Below are 23744 nucleotides of genomic sequence, written 5' to 3'. Positions count from 1 at the left end.
AGATTATCGCTTGACCGGACTCGGTTTGCAACCTAACTGCGGATTCTTCTCTTTTTCGCTCCTCCCCGAGCTCTGTTTAGACTCCTACGTGAACTGCTCTATCGCTCGCTAAACCCGCTTGCATTGAGAGGGCGGGCCATGCGATGGGTCTTGGTACTGCTGGTTTTGTGCGTGTTTCTAAAGTGGGGACGTGCTCGAGCGGTTTGCTCGTTAAATGGCTGCGTAATAGTCTTGTTGTTTGTGTCTGCTAGGCTTTGAGCCTGTCAGGCCGTGTTCGACTCCGCTAAGCTCTCTCGCATGGCAATGATCTCGTCAAAGAGGTCAGGCTCGTCACTCTTAGGCCTAATATATGGCCCGTAAGCATGCTCCCAAGACGGTTTCGGTTCAGGGGGGAACTCGCACTCGACATCCGTTGGCTGATACCAACCAGGGTGATCGTTCTTTAAAATGACTTCTCTCCAACTCGGGCGATCATCGCACCGAAGCACCTCCATGCACTGCCCGCAGTGCGGGCAATTCGGGGCGGTCTTGGTTTTTGGTTTTTCCAATTCCGTCTTTTCTCTTGTCGATTCCGACTCCTCGACGGTCGCAGGATGCAATCGCTCGCAGTCTTGCCGGTACTTGGTCCGTTTCGAGCAACTCCATGCTCCATAGCTCCTGACCTCGGTATACTCCTTGGGAAGAACATGCATGCACCAACTCCTGACGAACTCGACGCTCTCCAGCGATGTTGCGATTTGGCCTTCGCCTTTCCTAAGACTACGGGCCAAGAACCAGATGCGACCATCCTTTTCTCCCAAGATCCTGCGATCTGAGATGGGGCCTCCAGTCATATAGCGAGCCAAGTACTTGAACATCCGCTCGGCTGGCATGTCCGGTTTCGGAGGACGTTCTATAAAGACATTCCAGTTCCGTTCAGCTAAGTCGCGTGCCGTCTAAACTGGGGCCGTTGCCGGGAACAGCCAAGTGCACGTGCGGATGATGCCCCAGTCTTTGATTCCACGTGTGCAAGACGGCTTGCCCGGCACTCCGGATCCCTAGCTCCTTCTCGATCTTGCGACTCAGGCATCGCCAAGCGACTTGGAACAAGAGATCGTACATCTCCTTGCGGTTACCAAGTGCTAACGCAGACAATTCCTCGGGAAGCGTAAAGATGACTTGGAAGTAGGTGACTCCGGGGAGCGACAAGCTCCCGGGTCTTATCGAGCCAATCTCGCTTCGCAGTGACGGTGTAGAAGAATCGTAGGGCACAGACGGCTTGATTGAATTGGCTCCAAGAGGATTTCAACTCATTGATCATCCAGAGTTGGAACTCTCGGATTTCGTCAGGTCCTCCTAATTCTTCGGGGTGTTTTCCGAACCGTAGGGCGAATCGATCGACGTGATAGGTGTAGGCATCGATGGTTCGGGGTGAGAGATTGCGTAGCTGCCCAATAGAACAGATACAGTTCGGCCATGCGTTTGGTGAAGGCCGTGACAAGTTTGTGATAGGGAGTCATAACTCGGTTCCTAATCCTGAAACAGAAAGTGAAAATGGCCAGCTAGAACGAAAGAGCTGGCTCTACAAATCAGGATGATTAGCGTTACAGATAGCGCAAGTGATTTAATCGGAATCTTCGTTACGGGTTGAAAAGTATTTGTGTTCGGTAATCGTTACAACCGGAAGGGATACTGGGTGAGTTTGCGGTTGGGGTAAGGCGTAGCGTGGTCGGTAGTGGGATGAATGAGAGAAGAAAAAAAGAAAAGGCTTTGTCTGCTTGCAAGCAAGAAAGCGACGCAGTCATCCAAACTTCCGAGCACGCAAGCAGAAGGCGAGGAGCAGGCTACTGCACCGAAGCGATCATCGGACAGAAGAGCTTGGATACGATGGTGGTATAGAAGAGAGCAAAGCCATTTAGTTCAACGCGTGTAACCGTGTTGAATTCATTTTTGCTACTAACCTTAATGCATTTTGACACAATAGCAGAACTCATCGCACAAAAGAAACCATTCGTGGCGGCATGGAAATTCGCAAGGCAGCCATTTTGTGCGGCCGGAGTATGGTTTGCTATACGAGTTCCCAATCAGGAAGTATTATTCTAAGTTACAACACCGTGATGTATGGAGGGATTATGGTGGACCTGCAAATGAGAACCTAGTAGGCAGAATGATGCAGGGCAGAATGATGTCTCGGGGCGCGGTGCGTCGTGGAAATTTCCTGGAACCGAACTAGAGCCCGTTTCGTCCAATTGACTAGTCGCTTCGAAGTTGACGGGCACTTCGAATTCAAAAGACCGGCCTGCTCAAACGAGCCGGGCCTGCTCGATTCCTTTTCCAATCTCTGGTACGTTGGTGTTTTAGGTGCAAAAACCAAACCCACGACCACCCCTACTGCGGAGCTTTCCTCATGTTAGCCAAGGTCCTTCAGGCCAAAGAGTGGCTTGCTGCCTTTTCGTTTTTTACTCTCCTTTTGGGAACGATGATGGCTTACCAGCAAGAAAATCGCAACGACAGTTGGAAAAAAGTCGAACAAGCTCGCAACGAAGGACTCCCCAAAACCGCGATCGAAATCCTGACTACAATCGCAGATTCCGCCTTGGCCGAGAAGAAATTCGGCGAAGCGATCAAGGCGATTGCCATGCGGGCCAGCCTCGAATCAAGCCTCGAAGGAAACAACCCAGAAGCTAGCATCAAGAAACTGGCCGCTGATCTGGCAATCGCACCCGCCGAGGCTCAGCCTATCCTTCACGCGATTCAAGCTCGATTCTTTTGGAACTACTTCGAGAACAATCGTTGGCGATTCGGGCAGCGCACCACGACTGCTGTACCAACGGGTGATGACTTTACGACTTGGGATCTGAAACGGCTCTTCGATCAGATTGCATTCCACTATGAAAAAGCACTCGAAGCAGAAGACTATCTCCGCTCCATGCCAGTCGCTAGCTTCGAGCCGCTGCTGAAAGCCGGAACGCTACCTGATTCCTACCGCCCGACTCTCTTCGATTTTGTGGCTTTCGAGGCCATCAATTTCTATTCGGCAGGGGAACAAGCAGGAGCGAAGGCGGAAGATGCGTTTGAAATCGAAGCATCCAGTCCTGCTTTAGGCACCACAGCCGACTTTCTTGCTTGGGAGCCGATCACAACCGACGCAAACTCGGTCAAAATGAAAGCGGTAAAGCTCTACCAAAAGCTCCTGCGATTGCACAGCGACGATAGCGATCAAAGCGCCTACCTCGATGCCGAGCTGGGCCGTTTGCAATTCTGCCATGCCAATGCTGTTGGCGAAGAAAAGAATGAACGCTATCTAGCTGCTCTGAAATCGTTTGCAGAAACCAATGCCAAGCATGAACTTTCGGCAACCGCTCGCCATCGATGGGCCTTGCTTCTCATGGAACGCGGGGACCGTGTAGCAGCTCGCGAAGTAGCTCAACAAGGCTTTAACACTTTTCCCAAGAGTGTTGGAGGTATAAGCTGTAAAAATCTCATTGCGGAGATCGAAAGCAAAAGTCTTTCTGCTGTGACCGAACGAGTCTGGGATAGTGATAAGTCCACCGTACGTGTTGCATACCGAAATGTGAACAAGGCCTACTTCCGACTTCACAAAGCGGATTGGCTAGCAAGATTCAAACAGTATCGATCGGCACCCAACTATCTCAACGGCGATGAGTGGAATTCGGTTAAAAATACGAAACCCGACTTCGAATGGAACGCGGACTTAGCACCAACAGAAGACTATCAGGACTCAACTCAGGATGTTTCGATTCCTCATTCTCTCAAGCCTGGCTTCTATTACTTGCTAACCAGCTCCAACGCCAGCTTCAGCAATACGAACAATGTCGTTTCGTTAGCCACCGTTTGGGTCTCACACCTTTCCCTCGTGGTCGACCAAAACACGAACAATGGAACCGTTGATGGATTTTTGCTCGATAGCAAAACGGGGACACCGATCGCTGACGCAACCATCCGTGCGTTTACGATCGATCACAGAAACAACACCACGAAAGAAACCTCGGCGAAGACAAAAGCCGATGGCCGGTTCTCGTTCTCGATGGTCAATCAAGCGGTCATGATTCTCGCAGAACACAAAGGACACATGCTGGCCGCACGAGATTTTGCCTACACAGGCCAATCTCAGCCGCCCCAGAGGCCCAACGTTCAGTACACCATGTTCACGGATCGAGCCCTCTATCGCCCTGGACAAACCGTTCACTTCAAAGGAATCGTTCTGTCGGTCGACCAAGCTAACAACAAATACAACACCGTTTCCAATATTGGCGTGAGTGTCGAATTGCGAGACATCAATGGCCAAGTGATTGAAACCAAGGAGCTCACCTCCAATGCCTTCGGTAGTTTCAGCGGTACCTTTGATACACCTAGAGACCGTGGCACAGGTCATATGACTCTACTCGTCAACGGCATCCAAACGGCTGGAGTCCAAGTCGAAGAGTACAAACGACCGAAATTCGAGGTGACTCTAGGTTCCCCCAAAGAATCTCCCAAGCTGAACGATGAGGTGGTCGTCATTGGCAAAGCTCTCAGCTATACCGGCATGCCGATCCAGGGAGCCAAGGTAACATACCGAGTGAATCGATCCGTTCGCTGGCCGATTTGGTTCAGCTACTGCTTTCCGTGGCGCATGCCTCCTCAATCCGGTTCGGCGCAAGAAATCGCGCACGGCGTATTGCAAAGTGAACCAGACGGGACGTTCAAGATCACATTCCTGGCGAAACCAGACCGATCGGTAAACGAAAGTGATAGCCCGCAGTTTCACTATAGCATCACAGCCGATGTAACAGACACTACCGGCGAGACTCGCTCGAGTTCCTCGTCCGTCACAGTCGGGTATGTTGCTCTGCAAGCCAACATGACCACCTCCGATTGGAATGTCGCGAGTTCAGCAACAAAGATTGCTCTTAGCACGACTTCCCTTAACGGTGATGGAGTTGCTGCCTCAGGCAAGATAAAGCTCTTTACACTCAAGCAGCCTGAGAGTGTCATCCGACCCGACCTACTAGGTGCCGTGAGACCCGCTGTTCGACGGGGTCGCGCGATGCGGGGCAATGTGATCAACCCTCCCGCTGCTCCTGCTGACCCGAGCAATATCGCAACGTGGGAGACCGCCGATTTGGTAGAGGAGCGTGGCCTTGAAACGAATGATGCCGGCAGTAGCGAGCAGGAGTGGAAACTCGGCCAAGGAGTCTATCGGGCCGTCGTCGAGACCCAAGATCGATTCGGTAAACCCGTCACCTCGATGCTGAATTTTAAAGTCGTCGACCCAAGCAAGTCGGAACTAGGTATCAAGGTACCGAGTCTAGTTGTTGCACCGAAGTGGAGCGTGGAACCAGGCGAGTCCTTTACCGCTCTTTGGGGAACGGGCTACGACAAGGGACAGGCCTACGTCGAGTTGTCGCTAGGAAGTCGCGTGTTACAGAGTTACTGGACCAAGCCTAACTCCACGCAAACCAATATTGAACAAAAGATTACTGAGGAGATGCGAGGCGGATTGACTCTGCGAGTTCTATTCGTCCGAGAAAACAACAGTTACATCGAACAACGCAATATCGATGTTCCGTGGACCAACAAAGAACTTAAAATCCGAACCGAATACTTTACTTCGAAGCTAGAGCCGGGAGCCAAAGACAAAGTGAAATTGATTGTCGAAGGACCGCAGGCATCCAAGGTGGTGAGTGAGTTGGTAGCAGGAATGTATGATGCTTCGCTCGATGCTTATATGCCTCACTATTGGCGAAACGGATTTGGTGTGTTTCGCAATAACTATCGATGGGGGAATTGGTCTTTTTCGAACTTTGGCGAGCCACTGAACTTTGTCGATGGACAGTTCACGCAGCAATATCTGCCTGTTCCAGGAGGATACCGATCGTTTGATCCAGATATATTGTTATTCTCAGGTGGAATGATGATGGCTCGCGGGGGGCGTGCGTTCGGCGGACGCGGAGGTTATGGTGCGCCAGCAGATGCAATGATGGCAGAAGCCATGTTCGACGCAGCACCAGGCGCTATGGGTGGTATGCCGGCAGCCCCCATGATGATGAAGTCTGCTCAGCAGGGAATGGAAACAGCAGAACTTTCGGCTGCTGCACCGGATGCATTGGTCGGCGGTGCCTCCGAGGGAGGTTCAGCGAGCAACTTGAACTTAGGTAAGGTAGCACCCAGAAAGAATCTGCAAGAACTGGCATTCTTCTTTCCTCATGTCACCGCCAAAGAGGACGGAGCATTTGAGATCGAATTTACCATGCCTGAAGCTCTGACGACTTGGCGATTCATGGCGTTTGCTCACGATACGGAACTGCGAGCTGGATTCCTGGAGAATCGAACGATCACATCCAAGGATATCATGGTTCAACCCAACCCTCCTCGCTTTCTGCGAGAGGGGGATGTCATTGAGTTTACGGTCAAGGTGAGCAACTCCTCCAGCCAACCGCAGATCGGTATGGTGGCGTTGAAACTATTCGATGTGAGTGGAACACGTTCGGTCGACGAGGCATTTGCCAACGTCGATCGTGAAAAAGCGTTCGAGTTAGGAGCAGGCGAATCGAAATCGTATGCATGGAGGTTGCAAGTGCCGGATGGTTCTATGCCGGTGCTGTACAAAGCAATCGGCGGCACTGAGAAAACCAGTGATGGCGAAGAAGGTATATTGCCGGTTCTATCCAAGCGAATCTTGGTGACAGAGTCCTTGCCGTTGCCGATTCGAGGCAAGCAAACGAAAGAGTTCGAGTTCAGCAAGCTCCTCGTTTCTGCACAATCGGACACGCTCAAGCATGAATCGCTGACGGTTCAGATGGTTTCGCAGCCCGCGTGGTACGCAGTGTTGGCACTACCGTATTTGATGGAGTATCAACACGAATGCAGCGAGCAAACTTTTAATCGGATGTATTCGAACATACTAGCTCGGCATATCGCCAACAGTGACCCCAAAATTCGCCGAATATTCGATGCTTGGAAGAACATACAACCCGAGGCGTTGGATTCTCCACTGGAGAAGAACCAGGATCTCAAGAGCGTTATGATTGAAGAGACCCCGTGGCTGCGAGCTGCGAAGAAGGAATCGCAAGCCAGACGAGATGTCGGGATACTATTCGATGATGGCAGACTCAATAGCGAGATCGCACGGGCTCAAGAGCGACTATTGGAAATGCAACGTGAAAACGGGATGTTTCCATGGTTTCCAGGTGGACCTGATAATGAGTATTTGACATTGTACATTATGACCGGTTACGGCCGCATGCGTCATCTAGGGGTGGATGTTGATACCTCGCCTGCTCTCAGGACCATCGCTCGGCTCGATGCTTGGATCGAAGAGAAGTACCGCTGGATTCTTGCGAACAGCAAAGATCCCGAAGCAGAACACCTGTCATCGCCAATATGTCTGTATCTCTATGGTAGGAGCTTTTTCCTCGAGGATGCCCCGATTCCAGAGCAGCATCGAGTTGCAGTAGAGTACTGGAAGCGTCAAGCAAGTAAGTACTGGTTAAGCCAGCCCCGACAGAACCAAGCTCAATTGGCGATCGGATTGAACCGATTCGGCGACGAGATGGTTCCTGGAAAAATCGTGAAGAGTATCGTCGAGTTCTCCAAAACGGATGAAGAGCTCGGAATGTATTGGGAAGCGAGCCAAACCGCTTGGTGGTGGTACCATGCTCCCGTTGAGACACAAGCGATTTTGATCGAGATGTTCGATGAGGTTGCTAAGGATAAGAAGTTGGTCGAGGAATGCAAAGTATGGTTGCTCAAGCAAAAGCAGACGCAAGCCTGGAAGACCACCAAATCGACAGCTGACGCGGTTTACGCCTTGCTGCTTCGGGGCAACAATTTGTTGGCATCCGATTCGCTGGTAGAGGTTCAGTTAGCGGGCTCGGCCATTAAGCCAGAGAAGGTTGAGGTTGGCACTGGATTCTATGAACAACGATTCTTGCGAACGGAGATCAAGCCTGAGTTTGGTAAGATCAAGGTGGTTAAGAGCGACGAAGGGGTTAGTTGGGGTAGTGTTCACTGGCAGTATCTCGAGGATATTAGCAAGATAACTCCCCACGATGGAACTCCGCTGAAGCTAGAGAAAGAGATCTACCGCAAGGTGCAAACCAAGTCTGGTGAGGTATTGGAGGCGATCGACGGTCCTGTGCAAATCGGGGATGAACTGGTGACTCGCTTGGTGCTACGAACCGACCGGGATATGGAGTTTGTCCACCTCAAGGATCATCGCGGTAGCGGAACGGAGCCGGTCAATGTTTTGAGCGGTTATCGATATCGGGACGGGTTTGGTTATTACGAGAGCACTCGAGATACCGCCAGCCATTTCTTCATCGATTATTTACCTAAGGGGAATTACGTATTCGAGTACTCCGTGCGGGTGCAACACGCGGGAGAGTATCCTTCGGGGATGGCGACTATCCAGTCGATGTACGCTCCGGAATTCAACAGTCACTCAGGAAGTGTTTTCCTCAAGGTGTCCGGTCGATAGGGAGATCGTTAGGTAAAAATCTTCCGGGGTATGTTCGTCCTGCCTGGCAACGCAGCCTCCTTCACCCTCCCGAAGCATTCGGGAGGGTCGAGTTAAGGGACGAAAACGAGGGGAGGGTGCTTTTAAAATCGTCAATTAATCTCAGCCTTTATGCGATTCCGTGCCTTTCACCCTCTCCGAACTGCGTTCGACTCTCCCTCAAGGGAGAATGAATAAGCGTAGCTTCTAATCTTTCCTGGCAGGAAAGGTTCTAGACCCTTGGCTTGGCACGGGTTGTGCTCTACAGTATTGCGTCCTTCAACTAGGAGGAAATGGCATTGTTTTGGGCGACAGCTCCGTTAGGAAACACGAAAGGTTCTAAGAAATGGGACACGCAGCGGAATTCACAGAAGATGCATTCGAGACCGATGTTCTCAAGTCATCTGTACCAGTACTCGTTGATTTTTGGGCTACCTGGTGCGGGCCATGTCGGCAGATCGCGCCCCTCATTGACGAATTGGCAGTCAAGTACGATGGCAAGGTCAAGATTGGCAAGGTGAACGTCGACGAGCAGTCCGGATTGGCTCAACAATATGGTATCAGTGCCATTCCGACTTTGTTGTTGTTCCAAAATGGCGAGATCGTTGATCGCATGCAGGGGGTTCCTCCCCGGTCGAAACTCGAATCCCGGCTGGATTCGCTGTAAGCCACTCCTAGGTGAATTTAGCTAACGGCGGATAGAAACCTATCCGCTTAGTTACGACGGACTTCCGTTCCGTCTTGCAATACTTGTGGTACGCGCTGAGGAACGAAGGGCGTGTTGATCGGTATGTGTTATTGGCTCTCTTCGATTACACGAAGGCTGTCTCTTGCATTGCACGTCAATGATAGCAATCTTTCTCTCCATTCACGCAAAGCTTGAAAACCGCACTTAGATTGGCGTAGTCGCCAGAGTACCAAAGATAGTACTCTCTCGGTGGCCCTGTCCCTAGGTACTTGAGGTATGTGGTTTCAGCTTCGAATCCCAATGTTTTGTTGCACAACGATGATTGCTTGGGCGATCGCCATCGTCGCGTGCGCCAATCCAATCTATGGAGACGACCGGAACAACCGCCTGGTGGAATTGGGGGTTCGCATCGTTTGGGGAGGAAATGAGCCCAACTCCTTCGAGGGGGAGATCCTGCACGAAGATGGTCTGCTCAACGTCACTCGCGAACTCAGCCTGGACCAAACAGGAACGATTCGTAAAACCCAGCAACCAAACCGAATCCAAGTAGTTGACCCGCAATCCCGGTTTGGCGGATGCGACTGTACACTTAAGGGTAAACTTGACTCCAAGCTGACCGTCCGATTCAAGCCAGAGTTGTCGCGTGAGGTTCCGCTGTCGGATCCTACGACTCTGATTGAAGCCGAATTCACCCTCGAGCAATTGGTAACGGGCCCTCAAGAGTTGCCTCTTGGTCCGAAAACAAAAGTGTTTATTGATAGGTTGCCTGGGGACTCGCTTCGTGTTAGCAGCACGCGAGCGAGTTGGGTGTTTAGGCCGGGGGAATCGCTTCCGATTCAAGTCACACCGAACCTGACGAAAATCAAAAATCAAACACTTTCGCTCGAATGGGAGCTAGTTGAGGTTGGTGATTCAACACCAAAGGATCGCGGTTCCCTACCGGTTACTTTAGACGAGCTCGGTTCTTCGGGTGCCGTTAGTCTGGGGCAGCTTATCGCTCCAGCACAACCTGGTGTTTATGAACTACAAATACAGCTCCGTCCTCGCCGAAGCTTATCGCAGGTTTTCCCGTCGAAGCTCGTTGAGAGACGTGTTCAGCTTATCGTGGCATCACCTGAACCGTTATCGGCCAACATGATTGGATCACGCGGAGGCCGTTCGCAGGCAACAATTAGTTGGTCCGAATCATCGATTGGCAAAGAAACTTTACCGGGTAAATCCAATCCGATCGCCAATCGACCTTGGGGTAGAGTCGCGAACAATTTGCGTAAACTAACCCTCAGTAAGGAGGGAAACGATTCCCGTAGCGTTGCATTGGAACCACGGGAAAGTTTGCTTCTACCGATCAATGAACTATCCGAACTGACTCAATACCAATTCTCATTTTCGACCGAGTCGTCGTTAGATGGTATCGAAGTGCAGATCTCCGAATTGACGGAAACCAATCAAGAGTATCGTACGCGAACACTGACACTTTCAAAGATACAGCCAACGATTGGTCAATTGCTTACCCATTCAGACTCTAGTACTAGAAAGAATTACTTCTTTCGTTTCACAAGCTCGGGCAAGAGAGCGTTGATCCGTATAACCAGCTTACGAGCCCATGGCGTTATCACGTTAAGCGATTTTCAGATTCACCCCAATCCCGAAATTAGTGCATCCTCAATGGCCGACGGTCGAAACGAACAAGCCGGTGCACCTAGAGTCATTGAGTACATGACCCTAGATGACTGGAAATTGATTCTTGCGAAAGGTCGCTCGTTGCGTGGGAAGAGTCGCTATGACAGTTGGGAGTCGGTTACTCAGGTCCTTGATGATTGGCTTCAGCTTTGCAAGGATCGTGGCGTAAACTCGGTAGCCATACCGGTTTTCACATCGGGGGCAGCCTCGTATCCGTCTGATCGAGTACTTACCAATCCTTTGCTAGATACGGGTTGCTTCGATTCGGATGGTCGCGATGCGATGAGCAAAGACCTCGTGCACTGGATGTATATTCAATGCGAGAAGCATCAATTGCGATTCATTCCAGTATTCGAGTGGAATTTTTCTTTGCGCAGCTTTAAAAACCTACAAATCAAAGATGATATGTGGGGAGAGGCGACCGGCGAGGTGATCGGTAGCCCGGCGCGATGGAACCCCTATCATTCCGAGATTCAGGTCGAGATAAAATCGATCCTAAAAGAATTCGAACGTCGGTACAGTAAGCTGAGTGGTTATCGAGGATACGCTTTTCATATTGGCAAAGAGAGTCACTTGTCTCTCGCGGATTCTATCGAGCAGATTTCTGATCCTATCGTTCAGAAACTACTTGCCGATCAAAGTGGTCGCGTTCCGAATAACAGTGACGAAAGAAGGCTTGCATTGAGTCAATTGAGTGGGAATGCCATTCATCTAAAGCATCAACAATCCATGCTCAAGGTGTTCTCGGAATGGGAGTGCGATCTGAATTATATCTTCACAGATGCCAACCAATCGGTGCTAGACCTGTCGCAAGCAGGACCTGCGATGATCTACGTACATACACCAGGTCCCAATCTAGCATCATGGATCGCTAGGAGATGGTGGCTCGAGGGATTCCGTCCTATTGCGTTCACCACTAACGTGATGGATTCGCGGCTCGTGTCCGACACGATCCTACCAACGAACGCAGGCTGGTTGACGACCGCAACTCCGATTGAAAGTCAATCTCTGCAAAGACGGATCGATCGGATAAAGGGGTGGAGGTCCGAGGACTCAACGAAAACTGCCATCCTCAATGCTAACCCTTGGGAAACCACCATCATCCTCCAGTGGAGCGTGATGCCGCAAAATCTCCGAGTCATTCATTCGGAGTGCATCGTGGCCGACGTTGATAAAAGCCCTACAGCTCGGCTCCTCACGATCCCAGCGAATTCGCTGATTGTTCTCGAATGGGATAATCCCAACGCGAGTCCTTACGCTTGGGGTACTGACGAATCGCGGTCTTTACTGGCTTATCAGTCCGCTCTTCAGCAAGTCGAGGCAGCCCTCAATTTCGCTAGTGTCCCGATCATGCGTAACGATTTGGTTGAGAACTCCGATTTTGATCTGGTTGGCGATCAATCTAGAGGTGACAAGATCGTGGGCTGGGGGTATTCACTAAATCCGTCCGCCCCCGTGTCGCTTAAATCAGATTCTCCCCACTCAGGAGAAAGTCATCTCAGAATCGCATGTGACAAAGTGGGAGCATCTGCGTGGCTGCAATCTTCACCGTTCGGTTTGCAATCCAACCGCTTACAAGTCGCATTGCAATACCGTGTTCAGCCAGGAAGCGTGATGAATTTACAGTGGTCGCTTTTTCTTTGGAACGAAAATAGCTCACGTTTCGACCAGGTCTCTCGACGCAGCGCATCCATGGACTTCAGCAAGCGGGCTGACACCTGGGCTAAGTGGACAGAGGACTTTTCCGAGGATCTCGTTAGCTTGGGGATAAACTCTCACAATACGTTCCGACTGCAACTCGATGTTCAGGGAGACTGCGCGATCGACCTGGACAGCGTCACCATTGCTACAGACTACTTGTTGGAACGAGAGAGAATCGAGTTTCGAAACACTCTGTTCTTGGCGCGCAGGTCACTTACCGAGGGATCATCCGAAGCAGCCTATCGATTGTTGGACTCTTCAACGGTTCGTACGCTGCTCCTATGGATGAAGGATGCTGAGGTTTCAGGAGATGTCCTACCCGTTTCGGCATCGAATCCGAAACAAGGCATGCCAATTTCTGCTAAGACGGAAAAAAATAGACCGCCAGAACCGGAAAAACGGGCAGCCGATCGCCGATGGAAACTCTGGAATCGATAGGCCAATTCTCTACCAAGGATCGGTCGTGCTGCCATCAATCGATCATCAGCGCTGGATCAATGACTCGTTTGCTTTGCCAACCACCTTGTAGGTAGCGGCCGGTAAAGATCACTGCCAGCAATATAACCCATACGGTTATCACACCCCACCAATAGTAGAGACTATTCCAACCGGTAAAGTATCGAACGATCAACGACCCGATCACCGTAGATGCCCCCGCTACAACATGCCCCCCTAGCACAAAATACGTGTCGCCAGCTCCCTTGAGCGCTCCCACATAAACGATCTGAAAGGCATCGAAGACACAATAGCCCGCAATGAAGTACAGGAGTGGACGCAAAACAGGTCGCATCTCTTCAAAGCGAACGGGATCCACGTCAAACGCATAAACCGTCATGGCAAAATCGGGAAACCCACCATACAGCACAACGTATATCAAACTGTAAGCAATCCCAATCAAAAGACCACTGAATACAATTCTTCGCGCTGTCTCGCGTTCCTCCAAAACCAGATACTTACCAACCAAAACCCCAACCGCTGTCCCAAGCCCGACCAGCGGAATGAACGCGATAATGTTAACTCCTAATGCGAGGGTTGTTGCTGCGGCAGCTTGTTCCCCCAATTGGCCAACAATCATCATGATGATGGTAAAGCTCCACGATTCGGCAACGACTGAAACCCCGGCGGGCCATCCAAAGTCGATCAATTGTCGCATGAGCCGCCACTGAACACCTCTGCCACCGCGAACCAGACGTCGCGTTGTACTATGGTGACTTCCCTCTTGCGAAGTGTCGGCCATTATCGAGGTCTGAGGCAATTCTGCAATCAATTGATCGATCGAATCGAGTTTGCCCGTCTCTGGGTTGCGTGAGCGGACCACACCTCGCACCAAATCGGGAAAAGCAAAATAGATTAATACCAAGAGCTTGAGTGATATCGCGATGCTGCTAGCTATCGCCGCTCCCGCAGTTCCCCATTTGGGAAACCCCATCAGTCCGAATATCAGCAAGTAGTCCAATACGATGTTCAAAGTGGTTGCTACGACATCAGACACGAGCAAGACACGTGTGCGGCCTGATCCTGCGTACAACCCCACCAGAGCTGCCGAAAGAATCGAAGACGCCGATGCAGGCACCAACCATTTGAAATACTCGGATTCCATAGTTGCTAGCGTGTCCGCATGTCCAACTACCAAGAAAAACTGGCGGGAGAAAAAGGCGAATAAAACCAAGATCGGTAAGACAGCGAGTGCTAACCAAAGTCCTTGGAAAACGAACTGCATCGCTCGGTCTGGTCGCTTGGCGGCCAAGTACTGCGCGACAAAGGTGTTGGTGTACCCACAGATCCCCATGGGCAAGCATGTTAGTGCCCAAGACACCACCCCAGCGGTCATGGCCGCCGCCGCTGCTCCCTCGCTCGATTTGTATAGCAACATGCGATCGACGAATAGCGTTACGGAAAACAATCCAGTCGATAGCATGAGCGGCCATGCCGTGGACATGACCTCACTAAGATCTTGCTTTAAAGTGCGCATCATAAACGGAGGGACACGAGCTGGTTCGCGAAAGGGGGATCTAAACAAGCACCCAACGCAAAACGATTAGCATCATGATGGCAGGCAAATAGACGAGCGATGCTCTAAGCAATTTTCTAGCAGTTTTGTCGTTCCTGTCATTCAAAAATCGCCATGACCAGACGATTTGTGACCAGCAGGAAATAACGCCCAAAGCGGCGATTCCCCATGTTAGGACAGATACCGGACTCAAAACCATAATGGATAGCGGTATCAGAGCCACTGCCCCGATGATCGCATGCCACCCGGCAGCCACACCCGTTGGCTCATCATTGGTGATCATCCGAAAGCCTGCATTGCCGTATTGCTCTCGATAGAGCCACGCAATCGCCATGAAATGTGGAAACTGCCAAAGGATGACGATCCAAGTGATGGCCCAACCATCGCTGTCGAACGGTCCACCGCCTGCCGCAGTCCAGCCTATCATAACAGGTAACGCTCCGGGCAACGTCCCGACCGCGGTATTCCACCAAGTTACAGGTTTGAGCGGCGTGTAAACCCAACAGTAAACGAACCAAGTCGCCAGACCGCAGCCCATGGCCCAAACATTGACCATAATGCCTAAGTACAAACCTCCCAAAATAACGAGCAACCAACCAAATGCAGCCGCCTCAAACCCGGTCAGCCGTCCACTCGGAAGAGGTCGACGCTTGGTTCTGGGCATTAATTTGTCGCGTTCCCGCTCAAACCACTGGTTCAACGTGCTCGCACTGCTCGCAATCATTCCTGTGGCGACCAGCGTGTGCAGCCAAACCCAAGCTCCGACGCTTGTCTTGAGGATTTGCTGGGCTGCAAACATTGCCACAGCAACCGTCAGCAAAATCATCAGGGTAATGCGTGGCTTGGTAAGTGCCCCGTAATCCTTCCACCATGGGATATTTCGAACATCGCTGTTGACGGCCGCACTAGGCACGCTAACCGGAGATGTTATTGGCATCCCCCCCCGTTGCTCATGGCTGATGGTTGTAGCTGTGCTCATGGGAGGGGTACCGGGTATATCAGCGATGGATGGAAAAAAGGAAGATCTAATGAATAATAGGTAACATGGCTAGCTGCTCGCAGCAGCTAAACCTGCCGGCATTCTTTCGAGACCCGCAGAGGCCTCAAATCGCCTTTCGACACGACATAGTAACCAAAGTGAGCCAGCGATCAACAGCGAACCGGTTGCTTGATGCCCATTAATAATCATTGTCTCTGCAAATCCACGTCCATCAATCGTATATCGTGCGAAAAATTCATTCAGTTCTTGCCAGGGCAACGCATAACTGCTGATCCAGGTTCCCACGCCCAAGCCAACTTGGATCAAAACGAGCCCCATCAGCCACGTCGCGGGGCCCCTTAATCCATCTGTGCCCCGATACTTTCCAAAAACCGTGAGGCAAAAAACCGAGAAGATGATTCCCGTGATCAAGGTCGCCATGAGCAAGTGCGTATGAACAAACGACATGAACAATGCCGGCTTCCACTGCGGTAATGCATGTCGCAAATGGGCCCCCATGATCAGCTGCACAACCGTCAACACGAGCAGGACACGCAAAGTCCATCTCAATCCATTCGACCGAATCGATCTAGTCGCGGTTTGCCAATCCCTCGAATTGATCATGACAATGCCGCACGCCAGCGCGAACACTAGAGGTCCACAGCAGCCGTGAATTAACGCCACGATCCTCGCATCGAGAAGAACGCGAACTCCCCCCAAGATTCCCTGACTGATAATAGCAAGCAGCAGTGCATAGCAGGCGATTCGCCCAAATCGTCGCGTCTCGTGCTTGCGGGCAACAAAACAGAGAATAATTGCGATGAGTCCGACCAAGCTAGCCAGCAACCTGTGCCCGTGCTCCACCAGTAAATCAAACGGACCGAACAGCCAGGTCGTCCAAGGGTAGAGAAACATGTTGTAACCAAACGTGCCTGGCCAATCTGGTACAGCCATCCCCGCATCGTGCGTGGTTACTAAGCCCCCGAGCCAAATCAACGGGAACGTAAGAAAAGATACGAAAAACGCCCAGCGATAAACCTTGCGTGATTGCTGTTTCGTGCCGTTGTTCGAGTTGGCGACTTCATGAGAGGGTGTCATGAGTTACTGTGCTCCTTTCGACGAGTTGACCACCTTTACGCCATCCGCATCAGTATTGTCTGCATCCGAACTATTTGCATCCGAACTACCAGAGACAGAACTGCCAGGAGCAGAGACTGCGAGCCCCGCGTCTGCGGAGGTTGTGTTACGACCAAGGCTGGCGACGTAACGAGCTAAATCAAATACATCTTCCAGGCTGAATGCATTGGGGTCCGTTTCGCTAAAGGTAGCTGCTGGCATCGGTGTGCCATCAACACCCAGCACAATCCGTTTCACGATATCTTGCTCGGTAGAACCGCCCCGCAAGCCTCCCAAGCTGAAATTGCGTGAGCGATCAACGACTGGCTTCAACGCTCCGAAAGGCTTCATGACCTTCCATTCCGATTTCTTGGCGGGATCAATTCCTACGCGAATCGTCCAATCCTTGGTCCATTCGTCGTAGTCTTGAGATACGCCATCTCCTTTGCCTTCGTAGCCGTGGCACTTGAAGCACGATGCCTTGTCACTTGTGAAGAGCGTTTTCCCCCGCTCCACCGATGCCTGAAATTCTTCAGGAGACACTTCTGGGATGACCGGTATGTCTACGACGAGGTCGGGAGCTTCGATCCAGCTTTGTGAAACTTTTGACACAACCGCGATCGCTTCCTCACGGCTCGGTTGCGTTTCATTGTCGACGGAAAGCTTGAGCAACCTTCGTTCAGCTTCTCCGCGAATCGAAAGAAAAACGACGTACTCTACGAGCGACTCGATATCATGCTCGAACTCAGGCCGATTTCGAAGCGTTTGGAAAGCGGGCATCGAAGTTCCAGGCAGCCCATGCTCGATAGTTTTTATTAGGTCCGATCGGATTGGCTTGCTGCCGATGCTGGTCGATTTGAATTTAAAGGTGCCACGTCGAAAGTCACGCGGGTAAGGAGCTAATAGGGATGCCGCCGGGCCTGCCCCATCGCCGGTGATCCCGTGGCACTGCACGCAGTGCTTGCGGTACAGGCCTCGCTCGACCTTATCGTAAGCTCTCCCTACCGGGCCAGCGCACCGTTCCACCTCCTCCATCTCAACAGCCATAGGGACGCCGTCTGGCCATTTGGGAGCATCAGGAGTGCCAAAAATCTCCTCGATCAGCACGCCTACTGAAGCGGCGAGGCGATCGACTTCGGCGGAGTCTTGGGTTTCCAAGTAGCTAGCAGCGGCGAGGCGATTCGGCTCGAACGAGGGGCTCGAGCAGCCAGAAATAAACGATGAACCTAACCCGCTCAACGCAACCAAGCAAAATAGCTGGAAGAAACGACAGTTTGCCTGGTTGGAGGCCATGGTAGACTTTTTGTACATTTGCAGGTTCGGAAACGCCGTTTGCTGGGATCGATGCATATTCCACGTGAGGGTAGCAACCGAGGAATTGTCGCACGAAACACCAATTTTCGCAGGGCCAAATCGCCGCAGTAGGGTACCGGAGAGGCAATGTCTTGCATTCGGGCGTTGGGTTGTCAGACTTAGCCCTAAACCGCATTTAAACGCACATTTTCCTGTAGTTTCAGGCTACCTGTATCTGCTAGGATCTCATACCGATACCCTCCTCTAGAAAATAACTCGCTGCGTTTTTGGCAAGGAAGCCATGGAAACCTCCCTTCATCGAAAGCTTAAAGAGCTCTACGCGGCCGGTCCCGATTGCATCGAGGTGGCGGAATCGAACTACCGGATCGATGCGATTGATCACGAAGGCGTTATCGTCGAAATCCAGCATTCGGGGCTGGGATCGATCCGAAAAAAAATCCGGCAGCTACTGGATGACGACTACTTCGTTCGGATCGTGAAGCCATGCTTGCAATCCAAGGTGGTTGCTACGATCGACCCGGAGACACAAGCGGTTGTCAGAAAACGCAAAAGCCCTAAGAAGATCCGCCCGATCGATATTTTCTTGGAGTTAATTCACTTTACCCAGGTCTATCCGCATCCTCAGCTCACCTTGGAATTGCTTTTCGTTGAAAGCATCGAGACGCGAGTTGACACGCCGCGTCGAGGTAGGCGGAAACAGTACAAGACGCTGGACGTCGATCTGGTTTGCGTTCCCGATCCCTCCGAAGCCGTTGTTTTGGCAACCCTCGGCGACCTCTGGCGGTTACTGGGTAATCCGAAGCTACCGAAGCGGTTCGATACCCAGCAGCTGGCAGATGCGATTGGGGAGCCACGCTGGTTTGCCCAGCAAATCGCCTACGTCCTCCGCTCGTGTGGCGCGACCAAGGTCTGCGACAAGCGAGGCAATGCGATCGTCTACCGCGCCGCCTAGTCTCCCTCGATTGGTGCCATCCATCTATTATCCCCACCCTTATTCACCCTCCCAAAGAATTTGGGAGGACCAGAGTGGAGGAACGATCACGAGGGGAGGGTGCTTTAGAATCGCTGACCAGCCGGAGCCTTTATGCATCGCTGTGCCTTTCACCCTCTCCGAGCTGCGCTCGACTCTCCCTCGAAGGGAGAGTGAATGCTGTAACTGCGCAGAGCCTTGTTACAGCATTGTTCTTCGTCGTCTTCAATTGGTGCCATCCACCTTAGGTAGGGTGGAGAGCTTTCGACATGCTAGCATTTCGGTCGGGCGGTCGGTAATCGAGTCAACTTGGGCAAGGAGGTTGGTTTGCGAAGTTAACGTGCACGCTCGATCCGATTTATGGACGATGAATAGCATGTCTGTAACCGAGTAACCCACGCGAAACCGGTCGAGCTAGCTGTGCCTAAGTCAAATCAGGAGAAAATAAGTCGACGGGACCTGCTGCTCCGTTCCGCTGGTGTTGTAGCTGGTAGCTTGACCGCCGCCGCGACCGGGCGGGCTGCTCCGCCTACTCCTGGGCCTAATTCCCCCCCCAGCAACCGTAAATCGACCGATAGCGATTTCAAGCGGACCGCGCGGGCGGACTACGGCAAGAGTCTCCAACATTATGGTGGCCAGCTCCAGGCTAACCCGCGTTGGCTTTTCCAGATGCCCTTTGACGGCAAACCCTATCAGTTTGACGTCTTGGTGGTGGGCTCGGGATATGGGGCGGCGATCACGGCCGCTCGATTGAGTGAGAAGATGCGGTCCGGCACGCGGATCGGCGTGCTCGAGCGAGGCCGTGAATGGGTCCCTGGAAACTTTCCTGATACCCTCAAGGATGTGATGTCGGAATCCCGGCTCCATTTGTTTGGTCGCAAACAGAGGAGGCTTCAAAATCCCACCGGACTTTTCCAAGTTCTGCAATGCGATGACATAGCGGTGTTGAGTGGTAGCGGGCTCGGTGGCTCGTCACTCATCAATGCGAACGTGGCCATTCGACCTGACTCCGATGTGTTTCTACAGACACAATGGCCAAACGCTTTGCGCGATATGGGCGTTATCGATCCCTATTACGATATAACATCACATGTCCTCGGTGTTCGCGTCGAGCCGCACGATTGGACTCATAAAATGAGAGCTCAACGACTCGCCGTGGAGCGATTGCAAAACTATGGACTGCACTATGAAGCGGCTGCCTTAACGATCGTTCGCAGCGGCCCGAACCACCTGCCAGTCATGAACCAGCACGGCATGCTACAACGGAGCTGCATCGATTGTGGCGACTGCCTTACAGGATGTAATGTCGGTGCCAAGAACACATTGGTGACAAATTACTTGCCCATCGCACGGCGAAACAACACCATGATGTTTACTCAAACGGAAGTCCGTGAAGTCGAGAAATGTGATGGTTTTTGGCGTGTTCGCTTTCTGTACTTTGACCGGAAGGAAGATGGCAGCCATGAAGAGTACGAGGGATTTGTCACGACTCGCATCCTTGTCCTCGGTGCAGGTAGTATCGGGAGCTCGGAAATTCTCATGCGTTCCCAGAGCGAATGCTTAGACTTTTCGCGGCAACTGGGCTGCAATTGGACCGGCAATGGGGACGCACTAGGTTTCATTCGCAAAACGGATTGTCCGACCTGTGTCGCTGGGTCGAGTGCATACGAACACGAAGGTGTGCGTTCAGGTCCAACCATTCAGACCAACGTCACTACGCCCAACTACCCTAACCTGTTCGATCGAACCCTTGTACAAGAAGGGGTGGCGGCGCGGGCGTATACCAATGTACTGAAACTCCTCATGCGAGATCTGGATCTAGATCAGACACAGATTCTTCTCGGCATGGGGCACGATCGCCAGGAGGGCAAGCTGATTCTGGAGGACAACGGAAACGCATCGGTCTCATGGCCAGGGCTGACGAAAAGTGACTATCGTCGCATGATCCGTGAACAGTTCTCTAGAATCGCTCACGCGCATGGCGGCCAGTATAAATACCTCAAGCTCTTCGGTGACAAGATGATTTCGGTGCATCCACTGGGTGGGTGTGGTATGAGCGATGATCCTCGCAGTGGAGTCGTCAACCATAAAGGCCAGGTCTACGATACGGCCTGTGGGGGAGACATCGCCCCTCAAACAGGAGAGTTTCGTATCCACGAAGGCCTCTATGTATGCGACGGTGCGATCCTGCCGACCGCGATCGCTTGCAACCCGTTTTTGACGATCTCAGCCTTGGCAGAACGCAATTCCCAACTGTTGGCCCTGGAGCCTAAATACGCTGACATCTTCAAGCTCTAACATCAATGCCTTAACATTCTAGGATCGCTGCGAAAGCCATCGAATGACGTGCCAGCGAACTCTATCTGAAGCAAAAGCCTCGCGCCCGCTATGTCGAGTTGGTATTCAAAGAGAGCTAGTCTTACTGCTTCCCGCAATAATCGATTGCCGTAGCGATCTCAGTCTTCAATCGATTGCGTTCGACAATACGATCGATGTACCCATGCTCTAACAGGAACTCGCTTGTTTGAAACCCCGCTGGCAGTTCGATTCGAATCGTAGCTTTGATTGTCCTCGGACCGGCAAATCCGATAAGAGCTTTCGGCTCGGCGAAGATCAAATCCCCGAGGCTTGCAAAGCTCGCTGCCACACCACCCATCGTAGGGTTGGTCAGCACGCTGATGTATAGTCCGCCGTTGGAGTGGTACTTTGCCAAGGCAGCCGACACCTTGGCCATCTGCATCAACGAAAGGATCCCTTCATGCATGCGTGCACCTCCACCCGAGCCGCTCACGATAATGAGCGGGAGTGAGTGCTTGGTGGCCCGTTCGATCAATCGAGTCAGACGTTCACCAACCACGGATCCCATACTGCCCATGATAAATGCTGAGTCGGTCACCGCGATAGCGACTCGCCGGGCACGAATCATGCCGGTGCCGCACAGAGCTGCATCGGTTAACCCGGTGCGCTTTTGCTCTTCGATAAGCCTCTGTGCGTAAGTCTTTTTGTCTGAAAAGGAAAGAGGATCGGTTGGTAGAACGTGTTCGTCACAGATCTCAAAGGTGTTCTCATCAAGGAGCTGGCCAACGCGATCCCATGCCGAAACATACATGTGATACTGGCATTTCGGGCAAACATTTAGATTTCGTTCCATCTCCTTTCGGTAGATGGTTTCGCCGCAACCTGGACATCGAATCCAGAGCCCTTCCGGGACCCCCTTCTTCTCGGACCTGGTCGAGTTGTTTGAAACCGATTGATTTTGAATGGTACTCATCTCACTTTGCTTGTCTCGTTAAGCTCTCAAACCTAGGCCTGGCTCGCTTGCCTGTTCTATTTGGCTCGCGCGGAACATTCCGTTTCCATTTGATGTGGGACCGATAGACATGCTCGCGTCTCCGAGTCGATCATCTCCCAAGTTGCATCGTCTTGTTCAGAATCCCACATATCCATAAATTCCACATCCTTGAGACGATTGGCTACCAGTGTAGCAAGTGGCTCGGGGATTACGACCGCGATGGTTTCCCCCTTATGTTTTTTACACAGTTTTGCGACTTGTTTGGCGATCCGTTCCTCGGCGTCCGCCAATGTTTCTCCGCCAGGAGGACAAAACGACCTGGGGTTTTCCTGAACCTGTCGGAAAAGTTTGGGTTGCTGCCGTCGCACTTCATCGATCAGCTTGCCTTCCCATAGACCGTGGTCGATATTGCGAAAACAATCGCATACTTTCCATTTTGCATTAACGTGTTCTGCTATTTCTCTCGCTGTCTCCTGGGCTGATTCACACGGGCCACAGTAAACGTAGCGGATGGGTATCTGTTCCATCTCCGAAGCAACTCGTTGCACCTGCTCTAGCCCCTGGCTAGATAGAGGCATATCTAAACATCCCTTGATTCGCTCCTGCTCGTCAAAGGACGTCGCTCCTGGGCGAACAACCACTACTCGGCACATACACAATTTCCAAAGAGGATCGAAAGGCAGTTCATGACTTCATGGCCGCCTGTAAACGGGAGATTGCAAGGCAATAATCCGGGTGTCCAAACAATGCCGAACCGACTACCAACAGATCGGCTCCTGCGGCAACACATGGGCCTATCGTTTTTTCATTGACGCCGCCATCAACCTCCAGCAAAACCCCATCGCCTAGCTTTGCTCTCAAATGGGAGAGGCGTTCCAAGGCCACTGGGTTAAAGGCTTGACCGCCAAAACCTGCTTGCACGCTCATGATCAGCACAATATCGCATGCCGACAAATGAGGTAACAAGAGATCTAGATCGGTCTGCGGGTTGATCGCCAACCCCGACAAGACTCCCTGGTCTCGTGTTTTTTGAAGCAAGTCGGCGGGAGAGGGGAGCGTCTCGATGTGATAGGTAATCACATCGGCCCCTGCGTCGATGAACCGCTGGGAATACCGCTCAGGCTCGCTAATCATCAAATGGACGTCGAGCACCAAATCGGTGATCCCACGCAGTGCGGAAACGATCGGCATCCCGTAGGTCAAGTTCGGGACAAAATGCCCGTCCATGACGTCGAGATGCAAAACCTCGATGCCTGCTTCTTCTAAACGCCTGACTTCGCGTTCCAAGTTAGAAAAGTCGCACATTAGAAGCGAAGGCAAAACCGCTGGCTTTGCCTCCTTCAGTACTTTGCTAGTCTTCTGCGACCTATTCGCCTGTTCGGACATACCATAAGGTCCAAGTGTTACTGCGACTTGACCAACCGCGTTGGTCTCCCGTGTATCACAGTGCCGTAAACGATAGTCAACACTGCCCAGTTGTTTCAAGAGGCAAAACGCCGATAGTCAATCCGATC

At 51.9% G+C, this 23744-nt stretch carries 15 protein-coding genes and 1 pseudogene; 6 read left to right on the top strand and 10 right to left on the bottom strand.

Annotated features, from left to right (window positions below; all coding sequences use genetic code 11):
• Positions 1-263 precede the first annotated feature (263 nt).
• From SH449x_RS21530 to SH449x_RS21520, 3 genes and pseudogenes are all read right to left on the bottom strand, one after another.
• Complete coding sequence (locus tag SH449x_RS21530; protein ID WP_482378140.1) at positions 264-872, bottom strand: transposase; 609 nt, start codon at positions 870-872, stop codon at positions 264-266.
• 43 nt (positions 873-915) lie between these two features.
• The gene (locus tag SH449x_RS21525; RefSeq protein WP_482378139.1) at positions 916-1251 is read right to left on the bottom strand and encodes a transposase; all 336 of its coding nucleotides are present in this window, start codon (positions 1249-1251) and stop codon (positions 916-918) included.
• Positions 1252-1267: 16 nt separating this feature from the next.
• Positions 1268-1480, bottom strand: a pseudogene (locus SH449x_RS21520) (phage integrase N-terminal SAM-like domain-containing protein); the annotation flags it as partial.
• A 239-nt stretch (positions 1481-1719) separates the two neighbouring features.
• On the opposite strand from SH449x_RS21520, the gene SH449x_RS21515 reads away from it, so the two are divergent.
• The 4 genes from SH449x_RS21515 to SH449x_RS21500 all read left to right on the top strand — a co-directional run bounded on the left by SH449x_RS21515 (position 1720) and on the right by SH449x_RS21500 (position 12986).
• Entirely contained in the window at positions 1720-1878 is a 159-nt protein-coding gene (locus SH449x_RS21515) for a hypothetical protein (RefSeq protein WP_482378138.1), read from the top strand.
• 508 nt (positions 1879-2386) lie between these two features.
• Positions 2387-8461, top strand: coding sequence for an alpha-2-macroglobulin family protein (locus SH449x_RS21510; RefSeq protein WP_482378137.1), 6075 nt, complete (start codon positions 2387-2389; stop codon positions 8459-8461).
• A 364-nt stretch (positions 8462-8825) separates the two neighbouring features.
• Positions 8826-9146, top strand: a complete 321-nt coding sequence (trxA, locus tag SH449x_RS21505) for a thioredoxin (protein WP_482378136.1) — start codon at positions 8826-8828, stop codon at positions 9144-9146.
• A gap of 297 nt (positions 9147-9443) precedes the next feature.
• Positions 9444-12986, top strand: coding sequence for a hypothetical protein (locus SH449x_RS21500; RefSeq protein WP_482378135.1), 3543 nt, complete (start codon positions 9444-9446; stop codon positions 12984-12986).
• A gap of 34 nt (positions 12987-13020) precedes the next feature.
• On the opposite strand, the gene SH449x_RS21495 is transcribed toward SH449x_RS21500, so the two are convergent.
• The 4 genes from SH449x_RS21495 to SH449x_RS21480 form a co-directional block, all read right to left on the bottom strand.
• Positions 13021-14487: an MATE family efflux transporter gene (locus SH449x_RS21495; RefSeq protein WP_482378134.1), complete on the bottom strand. Its 1467-nt coding sequence runs from the start codon at positions 14485-14487 to the stop codon at positions 13021-13023.
• A gap of 73 nt (positions 14488-14560) precedes the next feature.
• Positions 14561-15538, bottom strand: a complete 978-nt coding sequence (gene cyoE, locus SH449x_RS21490) for a heme o synthase (protein ID WP_482378133.1) — start codon at positions 15536-15538, stop codon at positions 14561-14563.
• A gap of 69 nt (positions 15539-15607) precedes the next feature.
• Entirely contained in the window at positions 15608-16636 is a 1029-nt protein-coding gene (locus SH449x_RS21485; protein WP_482378132.1) for a COX15/CtaA family protein, read from the bottom strand.
• Positions 16637-16639: 3 nt separating this feature from the next.
• Positions 16640-17947 (bottom strand): c-type cytochrome, encoded by a 1308-nt coding sequence (locus SH449x_RS21480; RefSeq protein ID WP_482378131.1) that lies wholly within the window; start codon positions 17945-17947, stop codon positions 16640-16642.
• Positions 17948-18248: 301 nt separating this feature from the next.
• Between SH449x_RS21480 and SH449x_RS21475 the strand changes: the two genes are divergently transcribed.
• A complete protein-coding gene (locus SH449x_RS21475; RefSeq protein WP_482378130.1) occupies positions 18249-18920 on the top strand; it encodes a DUF8091 domain-containing protein in 672 nt (223 codons plus the stop codon).
• Positions 18921-19358: 438 nt separating this feature from the next.
• Positions 19359-21236, top strand: coding sequence for a GMC family oxidoreductase N-terminal domain-containing protein (locus SH449x_RS21470; RefSeq protein WP_482378129.1), 1878 nt, complete (start codon positions 19359-19361; stop codon positions 21234-21236).
• Positions 21237-21357: 121 nt separating this feature from the next.
• Here the strand turns inward: SH449x_RS21470 and accD are convergent, their stop codons facing one another.
• Genes accD through rpe form a run of 3 tightly spaced genes read right to left on the bottom strand, consistent with a single transcriptional unit; the run spans position 21358 to position 23715 of the window.
• On the bottom strand, positions 21358-22209 hold the full coding sequence (gene accD / locus SH449x_RS21465; protein WP_482378128.1) for an acetyl-CoA carboxylase, carboxyltransferase subunit beta: 852 nt from the start codon (positions 22207-22209) through the stop codon (positions 21358-21360).
• 56 nt (positions 22210-22265) lie between these two features.
• A complete protein-coding gene (locus tag SH449x_RS21460; protein WP_482378127.1) occupies positions 22266-22883 on the bottom strand; it encodes a histidine phosphatase family protein in 618 nt (205 codons plus the stop codon).
• Positions 22884-22914: 31 nt separating this feature from the next.
• The gene (gene rpe, locus SH449x_RS21455) at positions 22915-23715 is read right to left on the bottom strand and encodes a ribulose-phosphate 3-epimerase (protein ID WP_482378126.1); all 801 of its coding nucleotides are present in this window, start codon (positions 23713-23715) and stop codon (positions 22915-22917) included.
• Positions 23716-23744 lie beyond the last annotated feature (29 nt).

The organism is Brakhagea baltica, from assembly GCF_052161605.1.
GTDB lineage: Bacteria > Planctomycetota > Planctomycetia > Pirellulales > Pirellulaceae > JBKCUI01.
This window is presented reverse-complemented; position numbering and strand designations above follow the sequence as displayed.

What these genes read in the sequence shown, in the direction of transcription:
- trxA (WP_482378136.1), top strand. Translation starts at nt 8,826, where the DNA reads ATGGGACACGCAGCGGAATTCACAGAAGATGCATTCGAGACCGATGTT.
- SH449x_RS21485 (WP_482378132.1), bottom strand. Translation starts at nt 16,636, where the DNA reads ATGACACCCTCTCATGAAGTCGCCAACTCGAACAACGGCACGAAACAG.
- SH449x_RS21475 (WP_482378130.1), top strand. Translation starts at nt 18,249, where the DNA reads ATGGAAACCTCCCTTCATCGAAAGCTTAAAGAGCTCTACGCGGCCGGT.
- SH449x_RS21480 (WP_482378131.1), bottom strand. Translation starts at nt 17,947, where the DNA reads ATGGCCTCCAACCAGGCAAACTGTCGTTTCTTCCAGCTATTTTGCTTG.
- accD (WP_482378128.1), bottom strand. Translation starts at nt 22,209, where the DNA reads ATGAGTACCATTCAAAATCAATCGGTTTCAAACAACTCGACCAGGTCC.
- SH449x_RS21460 (WP_482378127.1), bottom strand. Translation starts at nt 22,883, where the DNA reads ATGTGCCGAGTAGTGGTTGTTCGCCCAGGAGCGACGTCCTTTGACGAG.
- cyoE (WP_482378133.1), bottom strand. Translation starts at nt 15,538, where the DNA reads ATGAGCACAGCTACAACCATCAGCCATGAGCAACGGGGGGGGATGCCA.
- SH449x_RS21500 (WP_482378135.1), top strand. Translation starts at nt 9,444, where the DNA reads ATGTGGTTTCAGCTTCGAATCCCAATGTTTTGTTGCACAACGATGATT.
- SH449x_RS21530 (WP_482378140.1), bottom strand. Translation starts at nt 872, where the DNA reads ATGCCAGCCGAGCGGATGTTCAAGTACTTGGCTCGCTATATGACTGGA.
- SH449x_RS21495 (WP_482378134.1), bottom strand. Translation starts at nt 14,487, where the DNA reads ATGTCCACGGCATGGCCGCTCATGCTATCGACTGGATTGTTTTCCGTA.
- SH449x_RS21510 (WP_482378137.1), top strand. Translation starts at nt 2,387, where the DNA reads ATGTTAGCCAAGGTCCTTCAGGCCAAAGAGTGGCTTGCTGCCTTTTCG.
- SH449x_RS21515 (WP_482378138.1), top strand. Translation starts at nt 1,720, where the DNA reads ATGAATGAGAGAAGAAAAAAAGAAAAGGCTTTGTCTGCTTGCAAGCAA.